Genomic DNA, 24,876 nt, shown 5'->3' on the forward strand with positions numbered 1-24,876 from the left:
CGTCCCCACAAAAACAGGCGAGGAAGCGGACTGGGCTCGTACTCGAGTTTACGAGTTGTAATGAGCATTCCGACTGGGCTCGCATCCGAGCCTGTTTTTAACGCGGCATAACCGAGCGCAGTAGTTTTCACACCATCTGACTGTGCGGCCCTTCGCATTCCTACGGCCAACACGAGACCACCATGACCGTCACCGAGCAGTTGAGCACGCTGGATAACATCCTCGCTCACGGCGACATCACCAGCCTTTTCCAGCCTATCGTTTCACTTTCCGAACGGCATATTCTGGGTTACGAAGCGCTGACGCGCGGCCCGTCCAATACCGCTCTGCACTCCCCCATCAATCTGCTCGCGGCCGCACGCCATGCCGGTCGACTCAACGAGCTCGAAATGACATGCCGGGAAAATGCTTGCCGCCGCTATAGCCAGCAGAATCTACGAGGCAAGCTGTTTCTCAACGTATCGCCGGAAACACTGCTGGAGACTGCCCACAAACCGGGCCGAACCTTAGAGCTGCTGCAGAAATATCGCATCCCGGCGGACAGGGTCGTGATCGAGCTTACGGAACAGACCCCCACGGACGACTTCGAACTGCTCGATGCCGCACTGCATCACTACCGTGACATGGGTTTCTCGATCGCGCTCGATGATCTCGGCGCCGGCTATTCCGGGCTGCGCATGTGGTCGGAACTGCGCCCCGATTACGTCAAGATCGACCGTTATTTCATTGATGGCATTCACCGGGACGCCATCAAACGCGAGTTTGTCGAATCCATCATGAAGATCGCCAGAGCCTCACGCGCCCAGGTGATCGCCGAAGGCATCGAGCTAAGCGAGGAGCTCCGGATTCTTTCGGACATGGGGGTCGATCTGGTTCAGGGCTACTTGTTGGGCCGACCGGAAGAGGTACCGGCCACCGATGCAGCGGTGCTGTTGCCAAATATGGGGAATCGTGACGATACGCTGGACGAGAACCAGCCGGACCTGTCTCCACTGGTACTGAAACAAGCCGCGGTTACCATCTCCTGCCCGATAGGGGACGTGCTGGAACTGTTCCGCCTGCAAGCGAATCTGAATTCGGTCGCCGTCCTCGACGCGATGGACACGCCAGCAGGTGTCGTACATCGAAGCCTGCTCTCTGACGCCTTGCTCAAGCCCTTTGCAACCGACCTGCTGGCGCGCAAACCCATCAGTAGATTGATGAGCGATGACTTTCTCGCCGTAGAGCTTGGCCAGTCCCTGCAGCAGGTCAGCCGGCTGTTGACCTGCCGAGCGCGACAGCGCATCGACGAAGATTTCGTCATCACCCTCAACGGTCGCTATCACGGCCTTGGCAGGGTCATCGATGTGCTGAGGCTGATCACCGAGATGAAGGTTCAGCAAGCGCGCCATGCCAACCCGCTGACGCTGCTACCCGGTAATGTACCGATTCAGCAATGCCTGACGCGACTGCTGCGGCAAAATCGAGAGGCGGTGATCTGCTACGTCGATATCGACCATTTCAAACCCTTCAACGACCTGTACGGGTACGCCAAGGGTGACGAGGTCCTGCTATGTCTTGCTCACTGCCTGGATGAACAGATCGATTCGAGTCGTGACTTCGTCGGTCACATCGGTGGGGATGACTTCATGTTGGTGATGAAGTCTGAAGATTGGTCAGCGAGAATCAGCCGACTGTTCGACACATTCGAGCGACGCTGCCGGTCCTTCTACCGCGACGATCATCTGGCCGAGGGTTGCTTCATTGCCGAAGGGCGGCAAGGCGGCCAGCAACGCTACCCCCTACTCTCCCTTTCGATCGGCGCGGTCCTTCTCAAGTCCGGGCCAACCCCCGAAATCGACGCCGCATCTCTCGCCGTCCTGGCCTCCGAAGCCAAGCGTCAGGCCAAGCAGGTGGCGGGTTACAGCCTGTACACGATCGATACGGAACGGCGGTCACTAGGCGTTCAGAGGCCGTGTTTGGCGGCGCTGGCTCTGTAACGTTCAGCCTCTTGCCGATCAGGCGCCAACCCATGTCCGCCCGCCTTGTACAACTGAGCCAGACGGGCCGTGGCCAATGGATGTCCGGCCTCGACGGCGAGCTTCCACCAATGCGCCGCCTGGGCTCCGTCCGGGCCGTGTTCGGCATCCTCACTTAGGGCGATCACGCCCATCTGGTATGCAGCCTTGGCATCGCCTCCTTCGGCGGCCAGGCGCAACAAACGAATGCCTTCCCGTCTTGCACCATAACCCTGCCCTCTGAAAAGCAGGATGTGCCCGTAAAAACTCTGCGCCTTCGGATCACCTATCGCGGCCATACGCGAAAACTGGCCCTCCATCCAGCGCCACAACTTAGGCTGCTCGACAGCCCAACGCATGCTCAACAGCTTGCGTGCGGTCAGATAACCGGCGCGCGCCCGAACCTTGTGCAGCATTTATGGCGCCTCCGGATAATCGAATTCGAACACGCGCGCGACTTCGCCCGCATGCCAGGAAGCAGCAGCTGCGCCATCGGTAGGACCTGCAAACCGCCCAAGACGAGCGGCGCATTCGAAGAAACCCGTTCTGGGTAAACGGCTGGCACCTTGGCTGATCACCAGTGCGCTGCGCAACGGTCGGCCAGCGCGTGCGTCCAGCGTCGCCAAGTACTCCAGTGCAACCGTCAATGTCTGCATCGCCGGCGTGGGTAACTGGAGGCGTTCGACCAGCGCACGATAGGTCACCAGATGACGCTGCCGTCGAGCGGCGGTCAACTCATCCAGCAACGCCTGCCAGTGCGGGCGGCTGATGCGAATCGACGGCGCGGCGTCTTTCAAGCTTCCGGCCCCCATCCTTCGATCTCCATCGCACGGGCCAGAGAGCGGCGTATGGGGTCACCGGGATCACGCTCGCCGCTTTCGATAAGGCCAAGGTAAACGGGGCTGATGCCTACGGAACGCGCCAGCGTCTCCTGACTCATGCCCTTGGCTTCGCGCATCGCCGACAATTCGCTGAATTTCGGTAAAGCAATCGGAGCCTCGGCGACCGCCTGGGCAGTGCGCCCATTACGTTCACTCAGCAGCGCCTGATATTCATCCCAAGGCAGCACGGCGTACTCTGGCACACCGTCACGCATGATGACCTGAACACTCATCCGCTACCCCGCTCGTTTGTCCATGAATGAAGGCGGATCTTAACAGCCTGAGGACGGATTTTTAGCCTACGGGCGCGCACTAAAGAGTGAAAGCGTGGCCGCCCATAGCAGCACGAAAGGATTAATCCCTTGGTATATCGTCTCGGAATCGGGCACTACGCGCATGGCTAACGTCGTCCGCCATCGGCTCATCGACCGAAGGGAGACGATCAATGTCAGCTTGCACATCAACCGGCTGGCTGTCTCTCCAATCGCGGAATGCCTGCAGCTCGCCGGACCATTTGCGCATGACCCATCCCAGCACCGCGAGATCGTCGATGAAGCCAAGCCCGGGGATCCAGTCCGGTATGGCATCCATAGGCGAGAGGAAGTACAACAGCCCAGCCACTGCAGCGATCAGCGCAGGTCTGCTGATAGCCCTGTACTCGCCCCGCCACCAAGCCACACATAACGCCTGCAGCAAACCCAGGTCTTCACGCAGACCTTTCATAAGCCCGCCACGTGCCGAGCGCTTGCGAGCGACGGCAAGCAGCACCATGGGTAACCGTCCACGGGCGAGTACGCGTTGCGCTATGGGCAAATAGCGGAAGAATTTCCAAGGGAGCTTCATCGAATACCTCCTGCAAAACCGCGCCATAGAAGCATTCGGCAATTATCCACAATTCCTGTGGATAACCTTGTGAACAGTTCCTGGATGACTTCCCCAAACGCCCGTCTGACGCGGCCTTCAAACAGATCGATGGGTTTTTGCTCAGCGAACATAAAGCCTTTAAAATCAGCAACTTAAGAATGTCCAGAAATTTCTTGAGCGGTGACGGCGAAGCCGGTGGGTTACGTTTCCCAGAATGTGCATAACCGTAACATGTCAACGCTTTTTTAAGGCAATTTCGGCTTCTTAGGAGTAGACAAACTCGCCCGATCGTTCTAACAGAGACAGCCCAACGATCCTCTATGTTCAAGCCGAGCAGCTGTCTTTCCGGATTGAATCACGCGCGCCACAAACGAAAACCCCGCCGAAGCGGCGGGGTTCTCCATCAGTCAACGAGCCGCAATGCGACCCTTTGCGGGTTACGCCTCGTTCAGAGCCAGGCGCTCACCGTTAATCGGTATGCGCTTGGGCTTGGCCTCTTCCGGAACCACGCGCTCGAGCTGGATGCTCAGCAGGCCGTTGTTGAGTGCTGCGCCTCTGACCTCGATATGATCGGCGAGACGGAACGAGAGCTTGAAGGCACGCTGGGCAATTCCCTGGTGCAGATAGGTGACGTTCTCACCACTGCTCTCTCGTTTCCCGCCGCTAATGGTCAGCACGCCACGCTCGACCTGCAGATCCAGATCGGACTCCTGGAAACCGGCGGCTGCTACGATGATGCGGTACTGGTCATCGCCGTGCTTTTCAACGTTATACGGTGGGAACGAGCTGCCCGCGTCGTTACGCAGGGCCGACTCGAACAGATCATTGAAACGATCGAAGCCAATGGATTGGCGGAACAGCGGAGCCATGGAAAAACTAGTCATTTTGTATCTCCTGATATTCAGCGAGTGGTTACTACAGGACCCGAATTCGGCATCCTGTGTAGCCCTAAATAGGAACTGCCCCGCCCATTTCAAGACCATTCGTCGGAGTTTTCATGTCCAGAGTCATGCTGATTACAGGCAGCAGCCGAGGCATCGGTGCGGCCACCGCCAGGCTCGCCGCAGCCGAAGGCTACGCGCTGTGCCTCAACTTTCATCAGCGTCAAGATATCGCGCAGCAGTTGCTCGAGGAGCTTCGAGGTGCCGGCGCTCACGCCATCGCGGTAAGAGCCGATATCGCAGACGAGGCACAGGTCGCCAGGCTGTTCGCCACGATCGACAAGGAATTCGGCAGGCTCGACGTGCTGGTCAATAACGCCGGCATGCTGGAACGGCAAATGCGTCTGGACGAGATGGATGCGGCGCGGCTGGTGCGGGTTTTCGCGACCAATGTGACCGGCAGTTTCCTTTGCGCGCGCGAGGCGGTGAAACGCATGTCCACCCGCTATGGCGGCAGCGGCGGCGCCATCGTCAATGTCTCCTCGATTGCCGCAAAGCTCGGCGCACCTAACGAATACATCGATTACGCGGCCGCCAAGGGCGCGATCGACAGCATGACGCTTGGCCTGGCGAAAGAAGTTGCCGCAGAAGGCATTCGGGTCAACGCGGTGCGGCCGGGCGTGATTCGTACAGAGATTCATGCCAGCGGTGGTGAGCCGGGCCGCGTTGAGCGCGTCAAGGCCAGCGTGCCCATGGGGCGCGGCGGTGACGCTGAGGAAGTGGCTGAGGCGATTCTATGGCTGGCCAGTGAAAAAGCCAGCTATACCAGTGGCGCCCTACTGGACGTCAGCGGCGGGCGCTAGATAACCGCCTCGAACTCCGATGCCTTGTAGGTGATGCCCAACAAGGCATCGAGTCGCTCGCAATCGTCCATTCGCCGCAGCTGGGCAAACAGCGTAACGGCTTGCGGGTAAGTTCGAGTTAGCATGGAAAGCCATTGTTTGAGACGCCCGGGTGCGTAGCGCGGAGATATCTTGCGGCGCGCCTGCAACCAGAAGTCAGCGAGCAGCGGCTGCAGATCTTCCCAGCTCATCGGCTCAACCTCTGCGTCATGCTTTGCTGCATTGATCTGGCGCGCCAGGTCCGGCCGACAAACCAATCCACGCCCTAGCATGATGTCTTCGACGCCGCTGATTTCGCGGCAACGACGCCAGTCGTCCAGCGACCAGATATCGCCATTAGCGAACACAGGGATATTCACTACATCCTGAACCTTGGCGACCCACTCCCAATGCGCAGGCGGCTTGTAACCCTGCAACTTGGTCCGGGCATGCACGACCAGTTGCTCCGCACCACCATCCACCAGGGCTCTGGCGCAATCTAGCGCCCCGTCCGGACTGTCGAAACCCAGCCGCATCTTGGCCGTGACCGGGACATGTGCAGGCACCGCCTTGCGTACCTCGCGCAGTATCGAATGAAGCAGTTCGGGCTCCTTGAGCAGAACAGCGCCGCCACGAGATTTGTTTACCGTTTTAGCCGGACAGCCGAAGTTAAGATCGATGGCAGGCGCACCGAGGGTGCAGGCAAAGGCCGCATTGTCGGCCAGGCAAGACGGATCCGAACCCAGCAATTGCACACGCAACTGGGTGCCGGCGCGAGTCCGGGCGCCGTTATCGAGCTCGGGTGCAAGCTTGCGGAAGCTGGACGGCGGCAACAGGCGATCCGACACTCGAATGAACTCGGTCACGCACCAATCGATACCGCCGACACCCGTCAGCACATCGCGAAGAATCTCATCGACCAGCCCTTCCATGGGGGCCAAGGCAATTTGCATCAGAAACAGCCCAATCGAAAAAGGAGCGCATTGTACGTAGGCCGACCGCGCTTAGAAACGCCCTGGGCGTGCCGCCTGGCGACTACTGGTCTGTATCTTCGCGGTCTCCAATGGTATCGGTTCCGGTCGTTGCGCCCATGCCACCCGTGGTGCCGGTGGCTCCCGTGCCCATGGTGCCTAACCCAGGCTCATCATCCACCCCTTCGCCATCATCCGTTGTAGCGTCCCGCTCATCCCGCGTTGCGCCCCCAATATCGGATGATGGCTGCTCTATCGCTTGGTTACCGGTAGTAGACGGATTGGACAGTTCAGTGTCAGCCAAAGCAGCGCCGGAGGCGAATATCAGGCCAGCGATCATCAAGACAAGTGTGTTCGACATCGTTGCTCTCCCGTTTCATCGATCAGCCAGTCAGTCGTCATCGCGGTCACGATCGCCCAGGGTTCGGCGCGGGCGATGTTCCATATCGGTGTCGTTATCACCGTGACCCGCTTCGTCGTAGATCTTTTTTCGCCGCTCCTCGCTCTCGACGCGATCCGCCCCGGGCTGCTCGGGTAGCCGCTGGATTCCTTCACCGACGCCCATCGAGCCGTTACCCAAAGAACGGTCGACCGCACCCGTGTTTTGTGCCAACTCGATATCAACGGAATCGGCCGATGCGGCAGCGACGCCGGTCGCGGCAAGCCCAGCCACGAAGCCAAGCGTGATTACCAGACAGGTCTTCATATCTCCTCCTTCAAGAGTCGTGGCAATCGTTAGGCAACCCTCAGTGCGAGCCGTGCGCCGCCGAGCAGCATCACTGACCAGCGGCAGCGGAACCGTCCATCCAAACCCAGGTCCCAGCTACAGAGGCTGATGTCAGGTTAGAAAGGAATCCAACAATGATCACTCCCGCACTGGTAATTCTTTTGATGATCTTCGGCTGGAGCGCTGCCGCACTGGCGATGCTTTGGGGAATGCTGCGAATCACTCGTTACCATCAAAAGCCTAGCCCGAGCGCCACACCGGCCCGGCACTTCCCGGCCGCTACTGCGAAACCAGGTATCAGCGTTTCGCTAAGCGCTTGAAGAAATAGGCGCTCTCCTAAATTAGGCCGTGACATGGCGAGCCAAAGCTGTAGAATGCCGCCCCACAGACGCGGGATGGAGCAGTCTGGTAGCTCGTCGGGCTCATAACCCGAAGGTCGTCGGTTCAAATCCGGCTCCCGCAACCAAATACGAAAAGGCCACTCTCTGAGTGGCCTTTTCGTTTCTATGTCCTGTCACTTGCGCAAAGCAACGTCGCTTGCTGAGCGCGCCGCTAAATAACTGAATAGAAACGCTTTCTTTTCGGCTTTTAGGTTGACAGCCTCATGTCAGCCTGTAGAATGCCGCCCCACAGACGCGGGATGGAGCAGTCTGGTAGCTCGTCGGGCTCATAACCCGAAGGTCGTCGGTTCAAATCCGGCTCCCGCAACCAAATACGAAAAGGCCACTCTCATGAGTGGCCTTTTTCGTTCCGCCTCGCAGAACCACCCTCCTCTCGCACGTTAAACCTCGCGGCCTTCGCTTGCTTAGGTTGATTTCAGCCTCACGCCCCTCCCTTTCCCTTTAAATCTCTTCACGCGAAAGTTTATAGGCCGTTCGGCTTAGTTCTGAAGATGGATGACTTTAAAATAAAGTTATCGACTCGGTAACCCACAGCTCTTTTATCCTTTTGCCTATCAATGGATTACGACAGGCAGGCCGAAAATCCCAAAAAAAAATTTAGTTTCCCATCTTGACTGCCGTCAGGTTCTGAATGATAACTAGGTCACACAAACGAGGCAGGATGTTTCCTCGAGTGGCAAGCCAGACAGAACCCGGTATTGCTATTAAGTCCGCAGGGATAGCATCTCCGTAACAGCTAATTTTTGCTGTTCTGCGTTAACAGTACTCTCTCTTTATTGCTTCTCTCGAAACCCAGCCGAGTGCGGTAGCTTTGCCTGAAAGCCGCGCTATACGGGCCGCCCCAGGAGAAGAGGCCTACGAGAGATGGCAAGCCAAATGGCGGCAAAAGCCTGCAATGGCGGTAGCGTGCCTAATAAGAACAGGCAGCAAAAACCTCATATCTGGCGATTAATGGCGTAATTGAAGATTACGTGTACCGATCAATAATAACTTTAGTCGTCGTACTCATATGTTCATCCAAACCGGAGCTGATCGTGAATACCCTGTTCCGTAGCATCGATATCGAAGCGCATCAATTGATTGCCAAAGAAATGAGCGACAAGGGAAGCTCCTGCATTACCAACTTCCTTACTTCTGAACAATTAACCTCATTACAAGATCACATCCGTAATGATGCCGAAAGACATAAAGGCCAATACTTCGCGCACCATGGTGGCGTTGAAATAGAGAGTTCTCTATTGGGCGTTCTAGGCGCTGCGCCGGAGTTCCGGCAGATGCTTGGAAGCATTTATCAGGCGGGCATCGGGAAAACCGCGTACAGCGATGAGATTCTTAAGGTGTTGCGCTGCGTGCAGGGGAATTCAGGGCGCCGTGAGTCCAATTGCTTTCATTACGATGCCAGCCTTGTAACCGTACTGTTGCCCATCGAAATCCCTCAAAACGGGAACGATCGGGGTGATTTGATCATGTTCCCCAATCTCCGCCGAGTACGCTCGAATGTTCTGTTCAACGTGCTGGAAAAAATGCTGTTGCAGAACGCGCTGACCCGAAAGCTGATGACCGCAGCCATTCGCCGTCATCTTCTGAAGCCCGAAAAGCTGCAGCTGGTTCCGGGCAATCTGTATTTGTTCTGGGGCTACCGGACGCTGCATGCAAACGAGCCCTGCGACCCCGCCAGCCGCCGGGCAACCGCCATATTCCATTATGGCGACCCGCACGCAGGCAGCTTTGCGACCCGGCTGATTCTCAAGCTCAACCAGCGTCGCGCACGACGCGCAACCGCACTCGGCACGCAGCCTACCGCGTGACCGAACCCGGCCTCGGCCAGAGGTTTTCACCTATCGATCTCGACGTGACTACCGATAAGGACATCGCGATGATCAATGTCACCAAATCCTATCTAGGCAACAAAGCCAAGTTTCTGGGCTACGTCGACAGCATCTATGCGTCCGGTTGGCTGACCAATCACGGGCCGCTGGTCACCGAACTGGAAGATCGCCTACGCGATTACCTGGGTGTCCGAAACATCATCCTCACCAATAACGGCACCTTGGCGTTGCAGATCGCCTATCGGGCATTGAACCTGTCCGGCAGCGCCATCACGACCCCGTTCAGTTTCGTTGCGACCACCAGCTCGCTGCAGTGGGAAGGTATCCGGCCGATCTTCGCCGACATCGACAAGGCCAGCTGGAACATGGACCCGCAGGCTATAGAGGCGCGGATCGACAGCGACACCCGCGCAATCGTCGCCACGCATGTCTTCGGTAATGCCTGCGATGTGGAAGGCATCGCGCGCGTCGCCGAGCGGCATCGGCTGAAGGTCGTCTACGACGGTGCCCATGCATTCAGCGTGCGCTACAAGGACCGCTCGGTTTTCCACTGGGGTGATGTCAGCACGCTCAGCTTCCATGCAACCAAGCTGTTCCACACCATCGAAGGAGGGGCCATCGTCACCAATGACGATGCATTGGCGGCAAGGGTTCGTTTGCTGTGCAACTTCGGCATCGTCGACACAGACACCATCGACGGTATCGGCATCAACGCCAAACTCAACGAGTTCGCTGCGGCCATGGGCCTGTGCATCCTGGATGACATGGCATTGATTCTGGAGCAACGGGAGGTGATCGCCAGGCGCTACGAAGACCAGCTGGGTGATTACTTCGACCTGCAGCACCAGCAGCCGTACTCCCAGCGCAACCATAGTTATTTCCCGATTGCCCTGGCAAACGAAGACCAGTTGCTGCGCTGTCGAAGAGCGCTGAACGCCAAGGGCATCAACCCCAGACGCTACTTCTACCCTTCGCTGGACACTCTCGGCTATCTGCAGCCGCAGCCGCCGCAAATACAGTCGAGAACCCTGAGCCGTCGGGTGCTGTGCCTGCCGATCTATCCAGGCCTGCCGCGGCATATCCAAGACACGGTTATTCAGACGCTGGTGCACGAATCTTCGCGACGCAGCCAGCGGCAAACCGAGCGCTTCTGGCCACAGACCAACGCTACCGATTTGATGGAACAGCGTTTCAGCCTGCCCGATTCTGGGTTCAAGAATATCTACTGATTCATTAGCGGCGGCCCGACTACATGTCTGATCGAAAGCTATCGATGTTTCGCAACACCGGCCTGAGTTACGCTGGTCAAGCGTACGCCCTGCTCATCGGCATCCTCGTTCTACCCTTCTATCTCGGGCATCTTGGTGCTGAAGCCTACGGCCTGATCGGTTTTTTCGCGGTGCTGCAGGCCTGGTTACAGCTGCTGGACGCCGGGCTGTCACCGTCGCTGGTCCATCGGATTGCGCACTATCGCGGGCGGCTCGCCAGTGGCGCGCAGTGCTACGAGCCCGGACAGCTGCTGCGCTCGTTTGAAATCATCTTCTTGCCATTGGCATCGCTGACGGTTCTGAGCGTTTATTTCTCCAGTGGCTGGATCGCTCACCAATGGTTGCAAGCGCAGGAGCTGAGCACAGACACCATCATTCAGTGCATCAGCCTGATGGGTCTGATGGTCGGCCTGAAGCTGTACGCCACTCTTTATAAGAGCGGCCTGCAAGGCCTCGAACTGCACGCATGGCTGAACGGCGCCAACATTCTGATAGCGACGCTGCGCTATTTCGGCGGCCTGTTTCTAGTGGCCAATGTCAGTCAGAACCCTCTGGATTTCTTCCTGTTCCAGACGGCGGTCGCTCTGTTCGAGACGCTGGTGTTTGCCGTCAAGGCCTATGCGCTGATGCCTAACCCAACGATCCTGACCGGATTCGACTGGGCCGTGGTCAAGCCGGTATTGCCGTTCGCCGCCGGCATGTCGCTCACCTCGGTGCTGTGGATCATCCTGACGCAGCTGGACAAGGTGTTGCTATCCAACGTGTTGATGCTCAAGGAGTACGGTTATTTCTCGCTGGTGGCGCTGATGTCGACCGGCATCATGACCCTCACCAATCCGCTGGTGCAGACGCTACTTCCACGCATGACCATGCTCGTGGCCGAGAACCGGATCGCCGACATGCAGGCGCTCTACCTGAACGCCACACGATTCGTCTGCAGCCTTTTGTTCCCGCTCTCGGGGGTCATCGCCTTTCACTCCGCCGAGCTGGTCTTCGCCTGGACTGGCGATGCAGAAGCGGCGCAATGGAGCCGGCTAGTGTTGCCTTGGTATGTGGTCGGTAGCGCGATCATGGCCGTCACCGCCTTCCAGTTCTATCTGCAATACGCCTACGGGCAGCTGCGCCTGCACGTGTGGTTCAGCCTGGTCTCAGCAGCACTCAGCATTCCGCTGGTGGTTTATGCGGCACTCGAGCATGGCGTCTATGGCGCAGCGCTGGCCTGGTTCGGGCTGCGCATGCTGACGTTTCTGATCTGGCCGTCGATGGTGCACAAGCGCTTCGCCCCCGGCCTGCATCGGCAATGGCTAGAGGATTTGTTGCGCATTACCGCCATGACAGGCCTGGGTCTGTTGATCGGAGAACCCGTGTTCGTGTCGATCGCGAGCGACAACCGCTTCGACATTCTTCTGGGACTGGCAGTCAGCGGTCTGATCTGCCTGGCACTGGTTACCTTCACATCCAAGCCCGTCGTAATGCGGCTTTACGTACTGATGACCAAATCGAGCGTCTGAATGGACATGGAACTGAAAAACGAGCAGGACTTGATGGCGGCCTGGGGCGACAGCCGGGAACCGCTGTTGAGCATCGTCTGCCTGGCCTACAACCACGCAGCTTTCATCAGGGAAACGCTGGAGGGGTTCCTCCGGCAGGAAACGGACTTCCCTTTCGAGGTGATCGTTCATGACGACGCCTCGACCGACACCACCGCGGCGATCATCCGTGAATACGCCGCGCGCTTCCCGAGCGTGATCAAGCCGATCTATCAGTGCGAAAACCAGTACCGCCAAGGTGTGCCGTTCAGCACGCGATTGTTCGCACAAGCGCGCGGCAAGTACATCGCCTATTGCGAAGGGGACGATTACTGGATCGACCCGCGCAAGCTGCAAATCCAGGTCGACTTTCTCGAACAACACCGCGACTACGTGATGACGTACCACGATGCGTTCATGTTCAACAGCCAAGGCGTGGTGCGCAGCCCGCACTTGCAGGGCAAATATCGAAGGGACGCAACCGCCCGCCAACTGATGCAGGCGCGCCCAGTCTCAACCTTGACGGTGTGCTTTCGTAATCTGGTACAGGAACTGCCGCCTGAGCTGCACGGCGTCGAAGTGTTGGATATCTGCTGGTGGTCGTTGCTCGGAGCCCACGGCAAGGGCAAGTTCATCGAAGAGATAAAACCCGCCGCCTACCGAGTGCATGAGGGCGGGATCTTCTCCATGCGCAGCAGCAAGCAACGCATCCAGATGTCCATGCACGCCTATTACAGCCTCGCCCGCTATTACCAGCGGATCGGCAACCAGTCGCTCTACGAGTACTTCATGATCCAGGTCTTCGCCCAGGCGCTGGCATCGATTTCGCCGCTCAGCAAGCTTCAGGCGCTGAGCCAGGTATTCCAGAACGCCAGCCTCAACCTATTACGCAGGCTGATTCCAGGCGCCTGACAGCGCATGACCGACACCTGCCGCACCGATGGCGAATACTCAAGGAAGGATCCGCAATGACTGCCATGGCCCGCTCTTCGCTGGAATACGACGGAGACAATCGCATCGACCTGGCGCGTATTCTGCGCGTGGCGTTCGATCATAAGGCGCTGATTTTCACCATTACCGCCCTCTTCGCCCTGCTCGGCGTCGCCTATGCCGTCGTGGCTACGCCGGTCTACCGAGCGAGCGCGATGATCCAGATCGAGCCTAAGAAGGCCGGCATAACCGGCGTGCCAGAAGCCATACCTCGGCCGAACTCGGTTTCCCAGGCGGTGACCGAGATCGAACTGATCAAGTCGCGCTCGGTACTAGGGCGCACGGTCGATGCGCTGAAGCTCTACATCACCACTCGCCCCAAATACCTCCCACTTCTCGGCAGCTATATGGCGCGTCAGCATGATCCAGAGACGGACGGCGAACTCGCCGCGCCTCTGCTGGGTATGAGCAGCTATGCCTGGGGCGGCGAAAAACTGGACATATTCCAGTTGGATGTGCCCGAAGCCTATCTGGGTGAAAAGCTGATCCTACGTGCCGGTAGTGCGGGTGCTTTCAGCCTGTATGACGCGGACGAGAAATTGCTACTGAGCGGCAAGACCAACGAAGCCGTGCAGCACGAGGGCTTTCGCGTACAGATCGCCGAACTCAAAGCCCGCCCGGGTACGGAATTCGCCGTCGTGCGCAGCCGTCCGCAAACCACAGCACTGGATTACCAGAAGCGCCTCAAGGTGGGTGAAGCCGGCAAGGACTCGGGAATCATCTACCTCACCCTCGAGGATCCGGACGCAGACAAGGCCAATCACGTGCTCGATCAGATCAGCCGTCTGTATGTGCGCCAGAACATCGAGCGAAGCTCCGCCGAAGCAGCACAGCGCCTGGAGTTTCTACGCTCGCAGGTACCGCTGGTACGCAAGGAGCTGGAGAAGGCAGAAGCGGCGCTCAACGACTACCAGACCAGCGCGCAATCGGTCGACATCAGCATCGAAACCAAAGGTGTGCTGGATCAGGTCGTCGCGCTGGAAGCACAGATTTCCGAGCACGAACTCAAGCGCACCGAATACAACCAGCTGTACACGCCGGAGCACCCTACCTACCAGACGCTGATGAAAAAGATCGGTCAGCTGCAGGCACAAAAAGCTGCGCTGATGGGCAAGATCGACACACTGCCGATGACTCAACAGGAATTGTTGCGCCTCAATCGAGACATGCAGGTCACGACCCGCACCTACACCCTGCTATTGGACAAGGCCCAGGAGCAGGACATCTTGCGCGCAGGCACCATCGGCAACGTGCGCATCATCGACAACGCCTACTCGGTGGTGGAGAAGCCGGCCAAACCGATCAAGCCCCTGGTCGTACTGGTCGCCATATTCGTCGGTCTGCTGGTGTCGGCGATGGTGATCCTGCTACGCCAGGTGTTCTATCGCGGCGTAGAGAGCCCCGAGACCATCGAACATCTGGGTATTCCGGTGTACGCCGCTCTGCCTTTTTCACCAAAACAGGAACACCTTTACCGGCTCAGGAAAATTCGCGACGGAAGAAGCAAGCTGCTGGGCACGGCCGATCCGGCCGATCTGGCCATCGAGTCACTGCGCAGCCTGCGTACCAGCCTCAAATTCGCCATGCTCGAGGCACGTAATCAAGTGCTGGTGGTCACCAGCCCGACCCCCTCGGTGGGCAAGTCCTTCGTTTCCAGCAATCTGGCATCGGTGATCGCCCAGGCGGGTCAGCGCGTGCTGCTCATCGATGCCGACATGCGTCGCGGTTATCTGGCTGGCGTGTTCGGCATGGCGCCGCGCAGCGGTCTGTCCGATGCACTGGTTAGCGGGCTGCGTCTCGCCGCGGTCATCAACAAGACCGACCAGGCCAACCTGCATTTCGTTGCCAGCGGTTGCAGCGCGCCAAATCCGTCCGAGCTGCTGATGCACGACAATTTCGCGAAGTTGCTCAAAGAGGCGGAGCGCGAATACGACTTCGTCATCATCGATACACCACCGGTATTGGCCGTGACGGATGCCGTGCTGGTCGCGCAACAGGCTGGCACCTGCCTACTGGTCGCGCGCTATGGGTTAAGCACCGCCAGCCAGATCGAAGCATCCAAGCGGCGGCTGGCGCAGAACGGCGTATTGCTCAAGGGCGCCATTCTCAACGGCGTCAAGCGTAAGGCCTCGAGCACCGCCTATGAAACCGGCGCTTACGGCTATTACAGCTACTCTCAGAAAGCCTGATACGTGCGAGGGACCTGCCGTGCTCAGAACCGCAGCGATGATGCAACCCTACCTGTTTCCTTACCTGGGCTACTTCCAGCTGATCGCTCACAGCGATGCCTTCGTGCTGGGTGACGACCTTCAGTACGTCAAGGCTTCGTGGATCAATCGCAACAGGGTACTGGTGAACGGGCAGCCTAAATTGATCACCTTTCCCCTGCGCAAGGGTGGCCAATTCGACCCGATCAACCAGCGCTGGCTATGCGAGGACTTCCCGCAGGAAGCCCAGAAGCTGCTGAGGACGCTGGAATTCGCCTACGCCCGCGCCCCTCATCACGATGAAGTGTTCGCGCTGATTCACCGGATCCTGACGCATCCGGAGCGCAATCTGGCCCGGTTCATCGAACATTCCATCCGCTGCATCTGCGCGCACCTGCAGATCACAACACCTATCCATATCGGGTCGGAGATGGGATTGCCGACCCGCATGGACAAGCAGGAGCGCGTCATTGGCCTCACGAAAATGCTAGGTGCAGAGCGCTATATCAACCCCATCGGAGGCATGGCGCTGTACTGCCCCGCGCTTTTCCGAGCTTACGGCCTGTCACTGCGCTTTCTGCGCATGGACGACCTGAGTTACCCCCAGTTCAGCCAACCTTTCGTGCCTGCGCTATCGATCATCGACGTGCTGATGTTCAACAGCCAGAACGATGTGCAGGGCCTGCTCAAGCGTTTCTCTCTCGTTGAAGGGATCGAGCAGCAAGCCGCATTGCAGGCATGAACGACATCGACAAAACGGACTTCAGCAACCTCATCTCTATGGAAGGCAGCTTCACATGTCAGCGCTCGGCAACAATCCACACTGGTACCTGATACAAACCAAACCCCGTCAGGAAATCCGCGCCGAAGAGAATCTTCAACGCCAGCACTTCGAGTGTTACAGGCCACACAAGCCAAGCACTTCCGGTGATGGCAAAGCAGACGAAGCGTTGTTTCCCGGTTATTTGTTCATCCGCCTCGATCGGCACATGGACAACTGGTATCCCATCCGTTCGACCCGAGGCGTCGCCCGAGTGGTGTCTTTTGGCAGCGAACCCACACCGGTTCGGGACGAACTCATCGAGCAGCTGCGCCAGCGACTCGCGGCCCCGGCAAAGAAGCCGAAGTTCCAACCTGGCGAGCGTGTGCATCTGCAGGGTGGCGGCTTCAACGAACTCGAGGCGATCTTCGTCAGCGACGACGGAGACGAACGTTCGGTGATCCTTCTGAAGCTGTTGCAGCGTGAACAAAAAGTCCGCGTGCCAACCCGCTATCTCAGTGGTTGCGTCGCGCAGCCCTGACTCACGCTGTTGCACCGATGAATTCGGGGTTCCGATCATGAAGATTCTGTTTCTGCACAGCCTGTACGCACCCCACGTCGGTGGTGGCGCGGAAATCGTCGTGCGCCAGTTGGCTGAAGGCCTTCAGGGCCGAGGCTGCGACGTAACGGTGCTGGCCACCGGCCCGGAGGCCGGGTTGCGTGAGGAAACGCTAGGAGGCGTGCGAATCTATCGCGCCGGCCTGTACAACCTTTACTGGCACTTCACCCAGAGCCGGCCCAACCTGCTGCTGCGCCTCGGCTGGCATTACCGCGATCGCTACAACCGCCGCATGCGCCTGTACGTTCGCGAGGTGATCGCACGCGAGCAGCCGGACGTGGTGATTTGCCACAACCTGACCGGATGGTCGATCTCCGCGTGGGACGAGATCAGCGCGGCCGGCGTGCCGATCGTTCAGGTGCTGCATGATCTCTATTTGCTGTGCCCCAAGGACACCATGTTCAGCAAAGGCCGCAGTTGCGAGCGCCAGTGCGGTATGTGTTCGGCTTTCCGTCAGCAACACGCGGGAGCCTCGGCACAGGTCGCCGCGGTAATCGGTGTCAGTCGCTTCATTCTGGACCGGGTGTCCGGGCACGGGTATTTCAGCCGGGCCAGCCACCACGTGGTGCATAACAGCACCACGCCGAGCGAAAGCGCACCGCGCACGCCGCGTCATAACCACAGCGGCCTGTTGCGTTTCGGCTATATCGGCACGCTGTCGGAAAACAAGGGCGTGGGGTGGTTGATCGAACAGTTCCAAGAACTGTCAATCAACGCCACCCTGGAAATCGCCGGCCGCGGCAAGCTGGACGATGAAGCACAACTGAAGGCAAAGGCCGACCCGGCCAAAGTCCGCTTCGTCGGCTATCAGAAGGCCGCCTCCTTCATGAGCAACATCGACGTGCTGGTGATGCCTTCGATATGGGCCGAGCCCTTCGGGCTGGTAGCCGTCGAAGCCTGTGCCCAGCACCTGCCCGTCATCGCAACGAACATGGGTGGCCTGCCGGAAATCATCCAGAACAATCTCAACGGGCTGCTCTGCTCACCGGCCGATCCCGACTCGCTTGGCAGAGCGATGCTCAAGCTCTATCTGGACAGCGGCCTGCGCCAGCGGTTATCGCAGCAGGCGCATGGCAGCGTTGCGCCATTTCTAGACATGGAACGCATGCTTGATCAGTACCAATCAATCCTGCATGCCGCGCTACACGGCCGGAGAGCCCACGATGACGCCGTTTTCACTGACTACACCGCATCCCAGATCGAGCCCGCTGGCGATTGACAAGCCGACCCTGCTGACCTTGATCGCGGCCTCACTGCTGATCAGCGAAACCTTTGCCGGGGCGCTGCGCTATTACCTCGATATCGCCGGTATCTCCGCCCTGCTCTACCTACCAAAGCTGGCTTGTTTGGCAGCAGTGGCGCTCGAGTTGCCACGCGCGCGAAGCAGGCCCGGCGTATGGCTGGTGCTATTTGCATTGGTGGTTTCAAGCTCGTTCGCGCTGCTTCACGGGGCTTCGCTGAGAAACGTCGGCTTCAGCCTGTTCATCTATATTCCGCTGCTGTTCGGGCTGTTCTGCGGCACCTATCTGGAACGCAGAACCGTCCTGTTGGGCTGGGTGATCGGGCTATGTCTGATGGCCTCTCTGCTAGGCATTGCACTGGATATGTTCACCCAGGTGCCATGGAAGGGGTACAGCTACATGATGGGCGATGTCGAGGTGACCGCGAACAAATCCTGGGCCTTTGGCAGTACCGACCGTCTCGCCGGCTTCGCCCGCATGTCGACCAATCTGGCGGTGATGATCGCGCTGTACAGCCTGTTTCTGGCAGCGTTCCTGCGCACCCGACTGCTGCGGATGATGCTCTACCCGCTGGCATTCGGCGCGATCTTTCTCACCACCAACAAGTCCACCGCCGCGGCTTATCTGCTGACGCTGATGATGCTGTTCCTCGCCGGATATCGCATGCCCAGCGCCACGGCGTTTTTCATTGCGGTGCTGACGGGAATGGCATTGCCGATCGCTAGCCTGCTGCTGAACATTCCGCAGGCCGAGGCCTACAGCGGCAGCATGCTTGCGTCCTTCAACGACCGTCTGATCCATAGCTGGCCGAATTTCATTGAGGTGATTACCAACGAAGGTTGGGGTTGGTGGGGTGCAGGTTTCGGTGCGGTAGGCAGTAGCGCAGCGGTCTTTCCACTGGCTTGGCTGGAACTGCTGAGCATCGCTGACAACACGGCGCTGTATCTCTGGGGAATGCTCGGTGTGTTCGGCGTGCTGCTGTATCTGCTGTTGTTCCCCTTGCTGCTGCGCCTGCACGACCGTGGCCCGCGCATTCGTGACGCCCTGCTAGGCATCGTCTTCTGCACCTGCCTGATCGGCTGGGCGACCGATGTATTGGAAGTCACCACCTCCACCCTGTTCCTCGGTATGGCCATCGCCCACGTCCTGACGCCTCGGGACGTGCTTCATCGAGGGACGTACAGCCAGATCACCACAGCACAACCGCATGGCGGCCTTGAACCGCATGCCTCTAGACACAGGGACGAGCGACCATGAGTACCCGCCTCAATTTTTGCCGTCTGGCACTTGTCGCGGCCATATCCGGCCTGGCGCTGCAGTCACCGGCGCAGCAGCCGGAAGACCCGTTCATCCTCGGCGTCTGCTCGCATGACCTGCATTTACGTGACAGCCGCAGCCAAGGCAATCAACTGTTGCGCGATGCCGGTATCGAGTCGGTACGAACCGACGCGCACTGGGCGTTTCTCGAACGTAACCGCGATCGGCTCAAGGTGGAGCCGCACTGGTACCGCTATCTCGCCGGCACCGAAGCGCAGGGGCTCGATAGCCTGTTCATTCTTGGTTACGGCAACATCTTTCATGGCGACGGGGAAAAGCCACGCAGCGAACCGGTACGCGCCGCATTCAATCGCTACGTCGCATTCGTCGCACAGCAGTTCCGCGGCCGCGTCAAACACTACGAAGTCTGGAACGAGTGGGACGTCGAGAACCCGACCGATCCGCAATTCACGCAGGACTACGCCCGGTTGATCGCCGACGCAGCGGGCGTCATTCGCCAGCATGATCCGGACGCCAAAGTGTTGGCCGGCGCGGTGACCACCAAAGGCATCGAATCCGGTTTCGCCCTGCGCCTGATCGAAGCCGGCGTGATGCAATCGATCGACGGCCTCTCGCTGCACCCATACGTACATTGCCGTGGCCGGGGGAAGAACACCCCCGAGGCCTGGATCGAATGGCTTGCAGACGTTGACATGGAATTGTCAGCCGCCGCCGGCCAGCCGGTGCCGCTGTATCTGACGGAGATGAGCTGGCCGGCCTATCAGGGTTCCTGTGGCATCGACGAAAGCCTGCAGGCCGCTTATCTGGCGCGCAGCTTTCTGCTCGTCAAGACGCTGCCCAACGTGCGGGGCTACTGGTGGTACGACTTGCGAAACGACGGCACCGACAAGCGTGAGCGGGAGCACAACTTCGGCCTGCTTCGGCAGAACTACACCCTGAAGCCCGCGTATCGGGTGCTCAAGGTGGTCAGCCCGATCATCCAGAACTACCAGTTTCTTGGACATGTCGACGGACCCAGAAAAGACACCGTTCTGATGCGCTTCGGTAACGCTGAAGAACAGCTTCTCGTCGCCTGGAGCACCGACCAGGCACGCTCGGTCAGCATTGAATCCGCGGGCAAGGCAACCGGCGCGCTGGAGCTGATCGATACCGAGCATCCTGAAAACGGCCGAACCCAAAGCGACGCGGCATGGAATTGCCCGGCCGACGCGAACAACTGCACCGCCAATATCGAACTCGATGGATTTCCGAAAATCATCAGCCTCGGCAAGTCCGCTGCGGCTCGCTCCGGCTCCTAGCAGAAGCTCTCGACTCGTGAACAGTTTTTTGAAAAGGGGAATTTCAGATGATTGTGATCAATGCCCGCTTTCTGACCCAGGAAATGCGGGGTGTACAGCGCTTCGCGGAACAGATCAGCCTGCAGCTCGGATGCCTGCGCGATGACCTGGTCTTCGTTGCGCCAAACGACATACGCCTACACGACAGTGCCGAACAGCTGCAGGTACGCCGCATCGGGCGCCACCGAGGCCATCTCTGGGAACAACTGGACCTCCCGCTGTGGCTCGCACGCAATGGCAGCCCACCGCTGGTCTCGCTCTGCAATACCGCCCCGCTCGCCTATGGCAACCAGATCGCGACCCATCATGACATTACCTATGTCAGGCATCCGGAAAGCTATTCGAGAGCGTTCCGGGCCATCTATCGCAATCTGACACCGCTGTTACTCAAACGAATCAAGGCGCTGATTACCGTGAGCGAATTTTCCCGGGAAGAGATAGCTCGCTTCTATGGCTATCCGGCACGCCACATTTGCGTGGTGCCCAACGCCGTGGACGCGCGCTTTCAACCCTTCTGCGCCGAGCAATGTCCGCGTGGCTCGGCGCCTTATCTGCTGGCGGTGTCATCGCCCAGCGCGCACAAGAATTTCGCCAGGATGGTCGCGGCATTTCTGAAACTAGAAGGGTTCGATGAAGTCGAGCTGCGCATCATTGGCGACTCGAACCGAATCTTCTCCGGCAGCGTCCATGACGTGGCCGGCAGCCGACGCATCCGCATGCTTGGCAGGCTCACCGATCAGGAGCTGGTGGAGGCCTACCAGGGCGCAACGGCCTTCGTGTTTCCGTCGATTTACGAAGGCTTTGGCATCCCCCCGCTCGAGGCGCAGGCCTGCGGCTGCCCCGTCATCGCGGCACGTGCCGCCTCCATTCCAGAAGTCCTGGGCGACAGCGCGCTGTACTTCGACCCGTTGAAGGTCCAGGACATCGCAGATTGCATGCAGCGGGTCCTGCGCGACGAGGCCTTACGCCAGGATCTGCGGCGGCGTGGCAAAGCGAACGTAGCGCGGTACTGCTGGAATGCGTCCGCCCGGCAGGTATCCCGGCTGATCGACCAGGCGTTCACCGGGGTGAGTGATGGTAGGAAAGCAGACCTACAGCTCCCGCTCAGCCAGCCCAAGCACTAACCGAGCGAACGCCGACAGAAGCCCGGCCATGCCGAGTGCGTCCACAACCACCTGCCGCATCGCCGCGGCACTCCCAAACTTCAGTCGCCGACCGATCGCCGATTGATCCCGCTGCCACTCTTTATCCATGAAGGCTAACGTATGAAAATCGCCATTGTTCATGACTGGCTGGTGACCTACGCAGGCGCCGAACGGGTGCTTGCCGGGCTGCTTGAGACCTGGCCGGAAGCAGACCTGTTTGCCGTCATCGACTTCCTCTCCGACGAAGATCGGGCCAGTCTCGGCGGCAAACGCGCCACAACCACTTTCATCCAACAACTGCCCAAGGCGAAGACGCACTACCAGAAGTATCTGCCCCTGATGCCCCTGGCTATCGAGCAGCTCGACATGTCGCCCTATGACCTGGTGATATCCAGCAGCCATGCCGTGGCAAAGGGCGTACTCACCGGGCCGAACCAACTGCACATCAGCTACGTGCACTCGCCGATCCGCTACGCCTGGGACCTTCAGCACCAGTATCTCCACGAGGCCAGTCTGGACCACGGTCTCAAGGCCAAACTGGCGCGCATGCTGCTGCACTACATGCGCATGTGGGACCAGCGCACCGCGAGCGGCGTGGACGAGTTCATCGCCAACTCTCACTTCATCGGCCGGCGCATCAACAAGAGCTATCGCCGTGAGTCGACCGTGATATATCCGCCCGTCGACACCCGCCAGTTCACGTTACATGCCGATAAAGAGGATTTTTATCTCACGGCATCTCGGATGGTGCCCTACAAACGCATTCCGATGATCGTCGAAGCCTTTTCGCGCATGCCAGACAAGAAGCTGATCGTGATTGGCGCCGGGCCCGAAATGGAAAAGGCAAAGGAGCTCGCAACACCGAACGTGACGCTGATGGGCTATCAGAATTTCGCCGTGCTGCTGCATCACATGCAACGCGCCCGCGCCTTCGTGTTCGCTGCGGAGGAAGATTTCGGCATCGCGCCCATCGAGGCTCAAGCCTGTGGCACACCCGTCATCGCCTATGGGAAAGGTGGCGTGCTCGAAACCGTGCGGGGGATCGATCACCCCGAGCCGACAGGGATCTTCTACGCCGAGCAGACGCCTGAATCCCTGATTGCAGCGGTCGCGGAGTTCGAATCGGAAGCGCATCACATATTGCCCGACACTTGCCGTGCAAGCGCGGAGCGTTTTTCAACCGAACGATTCAGGCAAGAGATTAAGACCTTCGTCGATACTAGGGTTCGCGAGGTTTCCTTGCTTCAGGGACAGGATGCGCTATTGCCCCGACCGACCGTTGCACCGGTGAGCGTCGCACCGGTTTACCCAACGGCGGTTCCAATGAAGCCCGCCTGATAAGGACCCCATTTCAATTGCGAGGTTTCAAGGATGAACACAGCAACCGCAACTCAACGAGTCCAGACCACCTGCGTATTAGGCCTCGCCCTGCTGATCAGCGGGACGACAGGCGCCGTCCATATCGCCCAGCACACCGACGGTGAACTGTATCGACAAGGGCACGAAAGCTTCGCACGGGACGTGCCCAGCTGTGCCAACAACTCGGTGGGCCGGGCGATTATCTTCGATCATGGGGCTCGCCGGATCGCACCATCGTGCGGTGCCACCAATGGGTCCGTGACGGTCACGCCCCCGCCAGTACGCCTGGCGAGACCGCTCTCCGATAGCCAGTACATCCGCTCTGGCGACAGCATCCGCTACTCGTTTTAACCCTGCGACCTTTTGGAGGTGCCATGGACAGTGCAGACCAAAATAGGCAATCGCTGGTTTACGCCGACGGTTATTCCTATACCGAAATATTCCAGGCGCCCGAGCTGCCAGGAATGCCCAGTGGAAGCCGATTGATCAGCGTCTTCCATGCATTCTTTATCGCAGACCGGGACACCGACATTATCGGTGCCGATCTGGCCACAGTACCGCCCGATACCGAGATGACCGAAACCGCCAGCGACCTCTGAAACTCCGGTCCACAGACTTTCACTGCAGCGCTTCAAGCGCCTCACCGACGGCGTTGCGCCGTTGACGCGACAGTCGTTCCGCGATTCATGCCGAGACACCCCATGACTCTCAAAACCACAGTGGTGACCGTGACCTATGGCGATCGGCTGGCTTACCTGCAACAGCTGATCGAGCGCGCGCTGGCATTCGTCGAAATCAACGAAGTGATCGTCGTGAGCAATGCCGCGCTCGCACCGCTGGAACAACTGCCAGAGCGCTGGCCTGGAAAGGTCCGACTGATCCCGCTGCCGCACAATACGGGCTCGGCGAATGGCTATGCGGTAGCGCTCGAAGCTGCTCTGGCAGGCGGGGCTGATTACATCTGGATGATGGATGATGACAACGCTCCGACCACCGCAGCGGTGACGATCCTGCATCGCGAACTGGCGCGCCTGGGTGGCCTGCTAGGCCCGGAACGAGTCGCGGTGCTGGGCTATCGCGCAACGCAGCAGGCGGACGTTGCCCAAGGCGTACCGCCGCGCTACATCCTTCAGCCGCGCTCCAGCTATTTCGGTTTTCACATCGCGCAGCTTCCCTACAAGCTGTGGCGCCGCCTGCCATGGGCCAAGCGGCCCGGCAAACGGCCAGCGAGCATCAGCCTGCCATTCGCCCCCTACGGCGGTATGCTGGCGCATCGCAGCCTGTACCAACGCATCGGTTTGCCGCTGAAGGAACTGGTGCTTTATGTCGACGACACCGAATACACGCGACGCATCACAGCTGGCGGCGGTCGTCTGTTCCTCTTTACCGATGCCGTGATCGACGAGCTCGAAGAGTCCTGGAACATCAAGGCGCGCACCCGCAACATCTACGAAACCTTCCTGCTCGGCGACTCGGATTTCCGCGCCTACTACGCCGCGCGCAATCAAGCCTGGTTCGACAAGAACGTCTGGGCCGCTTCTCCCCGGCTGCATCGCCTCAATCGTGCGATCTTTCTCACCCTGCTACGTTTGATCGCCCGGCTGCGTAATACCCGTAAGCGCCTGAAGCTTATCGAGCAAGCCATCCATGACGGCGAAAACGGTGCCCTGGGTATGAGCAAGATCTTTCCATTGCGTTGACCAATCGCCGG

General features: G+C 59.1%; 25 protein-coding genes and 2 tRNA genes. 19 read left to right on the forward strand and 8 right to left on the reverse strand.

Annotation, left to right across the window (positions count from 1 at the left end):
* Positions 1–182 precede the first annotated feature (182 nt).
* Entirely contained in the window at positions 183–1,979 is a 1,797-nt protein-coding gene (locus tag NA645_RS00005; RefSeq protein WP_256046901.1) for a bifunctional diguanylate cyclase/phosphodiesterase, read from the forward strand.
* On the opposite strand, the gene NA645_RS00010 is transcribed toward NA645_RS00005, so the two are convergent.
* The 5 genes from NA645_RS00010 to NA645_RS00030 all read right to left on the reverse strand — a co-directional run bounded on the left by NA645_RS00010 (position 1,946) and on the right by NA645_RS00030 (position 4,626).
* Positions 1,946–2,413 (reverse strand): tetratricopeptide repeat protein, encoded by a 468-nt coding sequence (locus NA645_RS00010; RefSeq protein WP_256046902.1) that lies wholly within the window; start codon positions 2,411–2,413, stop codon positions 1,946–1,948. The genes NA645_RS00005 and NA645_RS00010 overlap by 34 nt on opposite strands.
* The gene (locus NA645_RS00015) at positions 2,414–2,809 is read right to left on the reverse strand and encodes a hypothetical protein (protein ID WP_256046903.1); all 396 of its coding nucleotides are present in this window, start codon (positions 2,807–2,809) and stop codon (positions 2,414–2,416) included. It abuts the gene before it with no gap.
* A complete protein-coding gene (locus NA645_RS00020; protein WP_256046904.1) occupies positions 2,791–3,111 on the reverse strand; it encodes a helix-turn-helix domain-containing protein in 321 nt (106 codons plus the stop codon). Before NA645_RS00020 ends, NA645_RS00015 begins: the two co-directional genes overlap by 19 nt.
* Positions 3,112–3,232: 121 nt before the next feature.
* Positions 3,233–3,721: a YkvA family protein gene (locus NA645_RS00025; protein WP_256046905.1), complete on the reverse strand. Its 489-nt coding sequence runs from the start codon at positions 3,719–3,721 to the stop codon at positions 3,233–3,235.
* A gap of 458 nt (positions 3,722–4,179) precedes the next feature.
* Entirely contained in the window at positions 4,180–4,626 is a 447-nt protein-coding gene (locus NA645_RS00030; protein WP_256046907.1) for an Hsp20 family protein, read from the reverse strand.
* 113 nt (positions 4,627–4,739) lie between these two features.
* Here NA645_RS00030 and NA645_RS00035 point away from each other — a divergent pair, with 113 nt between their 5' ends.
* Entirely contained in the window at positions 4,740–5,486 is a 747-nt protein-coding gene (locus tag NA645_RS00035) for an SDR family oxidoreductase (RefSeq protein WP_256046908.1), read from the forward strand.
* Here NA645_RS00035 and NA645_RS00040 read toward each other — a convergent pair.
* The 3 genes from NA645_RS00040 to NA645_RS00050 all read right to left on the reverse strand — a co-directional run bounded on the left by NA645_RS00040 (position 5,483) and on the right by NA645_RS00050 (position 7,181).
* Entirely contained in the window at positions 5,483–6,457 is a 975-nt protein-coding gene (locus NA645_RS00040; protein WP_256046909.1) for a tRNA dihydrouridine synthase, read from the reverse strand. The genes NA645_RS00035 and NA645_RS00040 overlap by 4 nt on opposite strands.
* A gap of 82 nt (positions 6,458–6,539) precedes the next feature.
* Positions 6,540–6,836 (reverse strand): hypothetical protein, encoded by a 297-nt coding sequence (locus tag NA645_RS00045; RefSeq protein WP_256046910.1) that lies wholly within the window; start codon positions 6,834–6,836, stop codon positions 6,540–6,542.
* A 30-nt stretch (positions 6,837–6,866) separates the two neighbouring features.
* On the reverse strand, positions 6,867–7,181 hold the full coding sequence (locus NA645_RS00050) for a hypothetical protein (RefSeq protein WP_256046911.1): 315 nt from the start codon (positions 7,179–7,181) through the stop codon (positions 6,867–6,869).
* A 410-nt stretch (positions 7,182–7,591) separates the two neighbouring features.
* On the opposite strand from NA645_RS00050, the gene NA645_RS00055 reads away from it, so the two are divergent.
* From NA645_RS00055 to NA645_RS00135, 17 genes are all read left to right on the forward strand, one after another.
* Positions 7,592–7,668 (forward strand) — tRNA-Met (locus tag NA645_RS00055).
* Between the two features lie 168 nt (positions 7,669–7,836).
* Positions 7,837–7,913, forward strand: a tRNA-Met gene (locus NA645_RS00060).
* Between the two features lie 724 nt (positions 7,914–8,637).
* Positions 8,638–9,411: a hypothetical protein gene (locus tag NA645_RS00065; protein ID WP_256046912.1), complete on the forward strand. Its 774-nt coding sequence runs from the start codon at positions 8,638–8,640 to the stop codon at positions 9,409–9,411.
* 68 nt (positions 9,412–9,479) lie between these two features.
* Positions 9,480–10,661, forward strand: coding sequence for a DegT/DnrJ/EryC1/StrS family aminotransferase (locus tag NA645_RS00070; RefSeq protein ID WP_256047266.1), 1,182 nt, complete (start codon positions 9,480–9,482; stop codon positions 10,659–10,661).
* A gap of 23 nt (positions 10,662–10,684) precedes the next feature.
* Entirely contained in the window at positions 10,685–12,211 is a 1,527-nt protein-coding gene (locus tag NA645_RS00075; RefSeq protein WP_256046913.1) for a lipopolysaccharide biosynthesis protein, read from the forward strand.
* Positions 12,212–12,217: 6 nt separating this feature from the next.
* A complete protein-coding gene (locus NA645_RS00080; protein WP_256047267.1) occupies positions 12,218–13,141 on the forward strand; it encodes a glycosyltransferase family 2 protein in 924 nt (307 codons plus the stop codon).
* Between the two features lie 56 nt (positions 13,142–13,197).
* A complete protein-coding gene (locus NA645_RS00085; protein WP_256046914.1) occupies positions 13,198–15,408 on the forward strand; it encodes a polysaccharide biosynthesis tyrosine autokinase in 2,211 nt (736 codons plus the stop codon).
* Positions 15,409–15,427: 19 nt separating this feature from the next.
* Positions 15,428–16,168 carry a WbqC family protein gene (locus NA645_RS00090; RefSeq protein WP_256046915.1) on the forward strand — a complete coding sequence of 247 codons (741 nt, stop codon included), beginning with the start codon at positions 15,428–15,430 and terminating at the stop codon, positions 16,166–16,168.
* Between the two features lie 55 nt (positions 16,169–16,223).
* On the forward strand, positions 16,224–16,727 hold the full coding sequence (gene rfaH, locus NA645_RS00095; RefSeq protein WP_256046916.1) for a transcription/translation regulatory transformer protein RfaH: 504 nt from the start codon (positions 16,224–16,226) through the stop codon (positions 16,725–16,727).
* Positions 16,728–16,764: 37 nt separating this feature from the next.
* Complete coding sequence (locus NA645_RS00100; protein ID WP_256046917.1) at positions 16,765–18,024, forward strand: glycosyltransferase family 4 protein; 1,260 nt, start codon at positions 16,765–16,767, stop codon at positions 18,022–18,024.
* The gene (locus NA645_RS00105) at positions 17,969–19,303 is read left to right on the forward strand and encodes a hypothetical protein (RefSeq protein WP_256046918.1); all 1,335 of its coding nucleotides are present in this window, start codon (positions 17,969–17,971) and stop codon (positions 19,301–19,303) included. Before NA645_RS00100 ends, NA645_RS00105 begins: the two co-directional genes overlap by 56 nt.
* Entirely contained in the window at positions 19,300–20,622 is a 1,323-nt protein-coding gene (locus NA645_RS00110; protein WP_256046920.1) for a hypothetical protein, read from the forward strand. The genes NA645_RS00105 and NA645_RS00110 overlap by 4 nt, the downstream gene beginning before the upstream one ends.
* Before the next feature lie 47 nt (positions 20,623–20,669).
* On the forward strand, positions 20,670–21,785 hold the full coding sequence (locus NA645_RS00115) for a glycosyltransferase family 4 protein (RefSeq protein ID WP_256046921.1): 1,116 nt from the start codon (positions 20,670–20,672) through the stop codon (positions 21,783–21,785).
* A 141-nt stretch (positions 21,786–21,926) separates the two neighbouring features.
* The gene (locus NA645_RS00120; protein WP_256046922.1) at positions 21,927–23,144 is read left to right on the forward strand and encodes a glycosyltransferase family 4 protein; all 1,218 of its coding nucleotides are present in this window, start codon (positions 21,927–21,929) and stop codon (positions 23,142–23,144) included.
* Positions 23,145–23,177: 33 nt separating this feature from the next.
* Positions 23,178–23,516, forward strand: a complete 339-nt coding sequence (locus tag NA645_RS00125) for a hypothetical protein (RefSeq protein WP_256046923.1) — start codon at positions 23,178–23,180, stop codon at positions 23,514–23,516.
* A 23-nt stretch (positions 23,517–23,539) separates the two neighbouring features.
* The gene (locus NA645_RS00130; protein ID WP_256046924.1) at positions 23,540–23,764 is read left to right on the forward strand and encodes a hypothetical protein; all 225 of its coding nucleotides are present in this window, start codon (positions 23,540–23,542) and stop codon (positions 23,762–23,764) included.
* A 102-nt stretch (positions 23,765–23,866) separates the two neighbouring features.
* Positions 23,867–24,865, forward strand: a complete 999-nt coding sequence (locus NA645_RS00135) for a glycosyltransferase (RefSeq protein WP_256046925.1) — start codon at positions 23,867–23,869, stop codon at positions 24,863–24,865.
* Positions 24,866–24,876: the final 11 nt, after the last annotated feature.

This window comes from Stutzerimonas stutzeri (assembly GCF_024448955.1).
GTDB lineage: Bacteria > Pseudomonadota > Gammaproteobacteria > Pseudomonadales > Pseudomonadaceae > Stutzerimonas > Stutzerimonas stutzeri_AQ.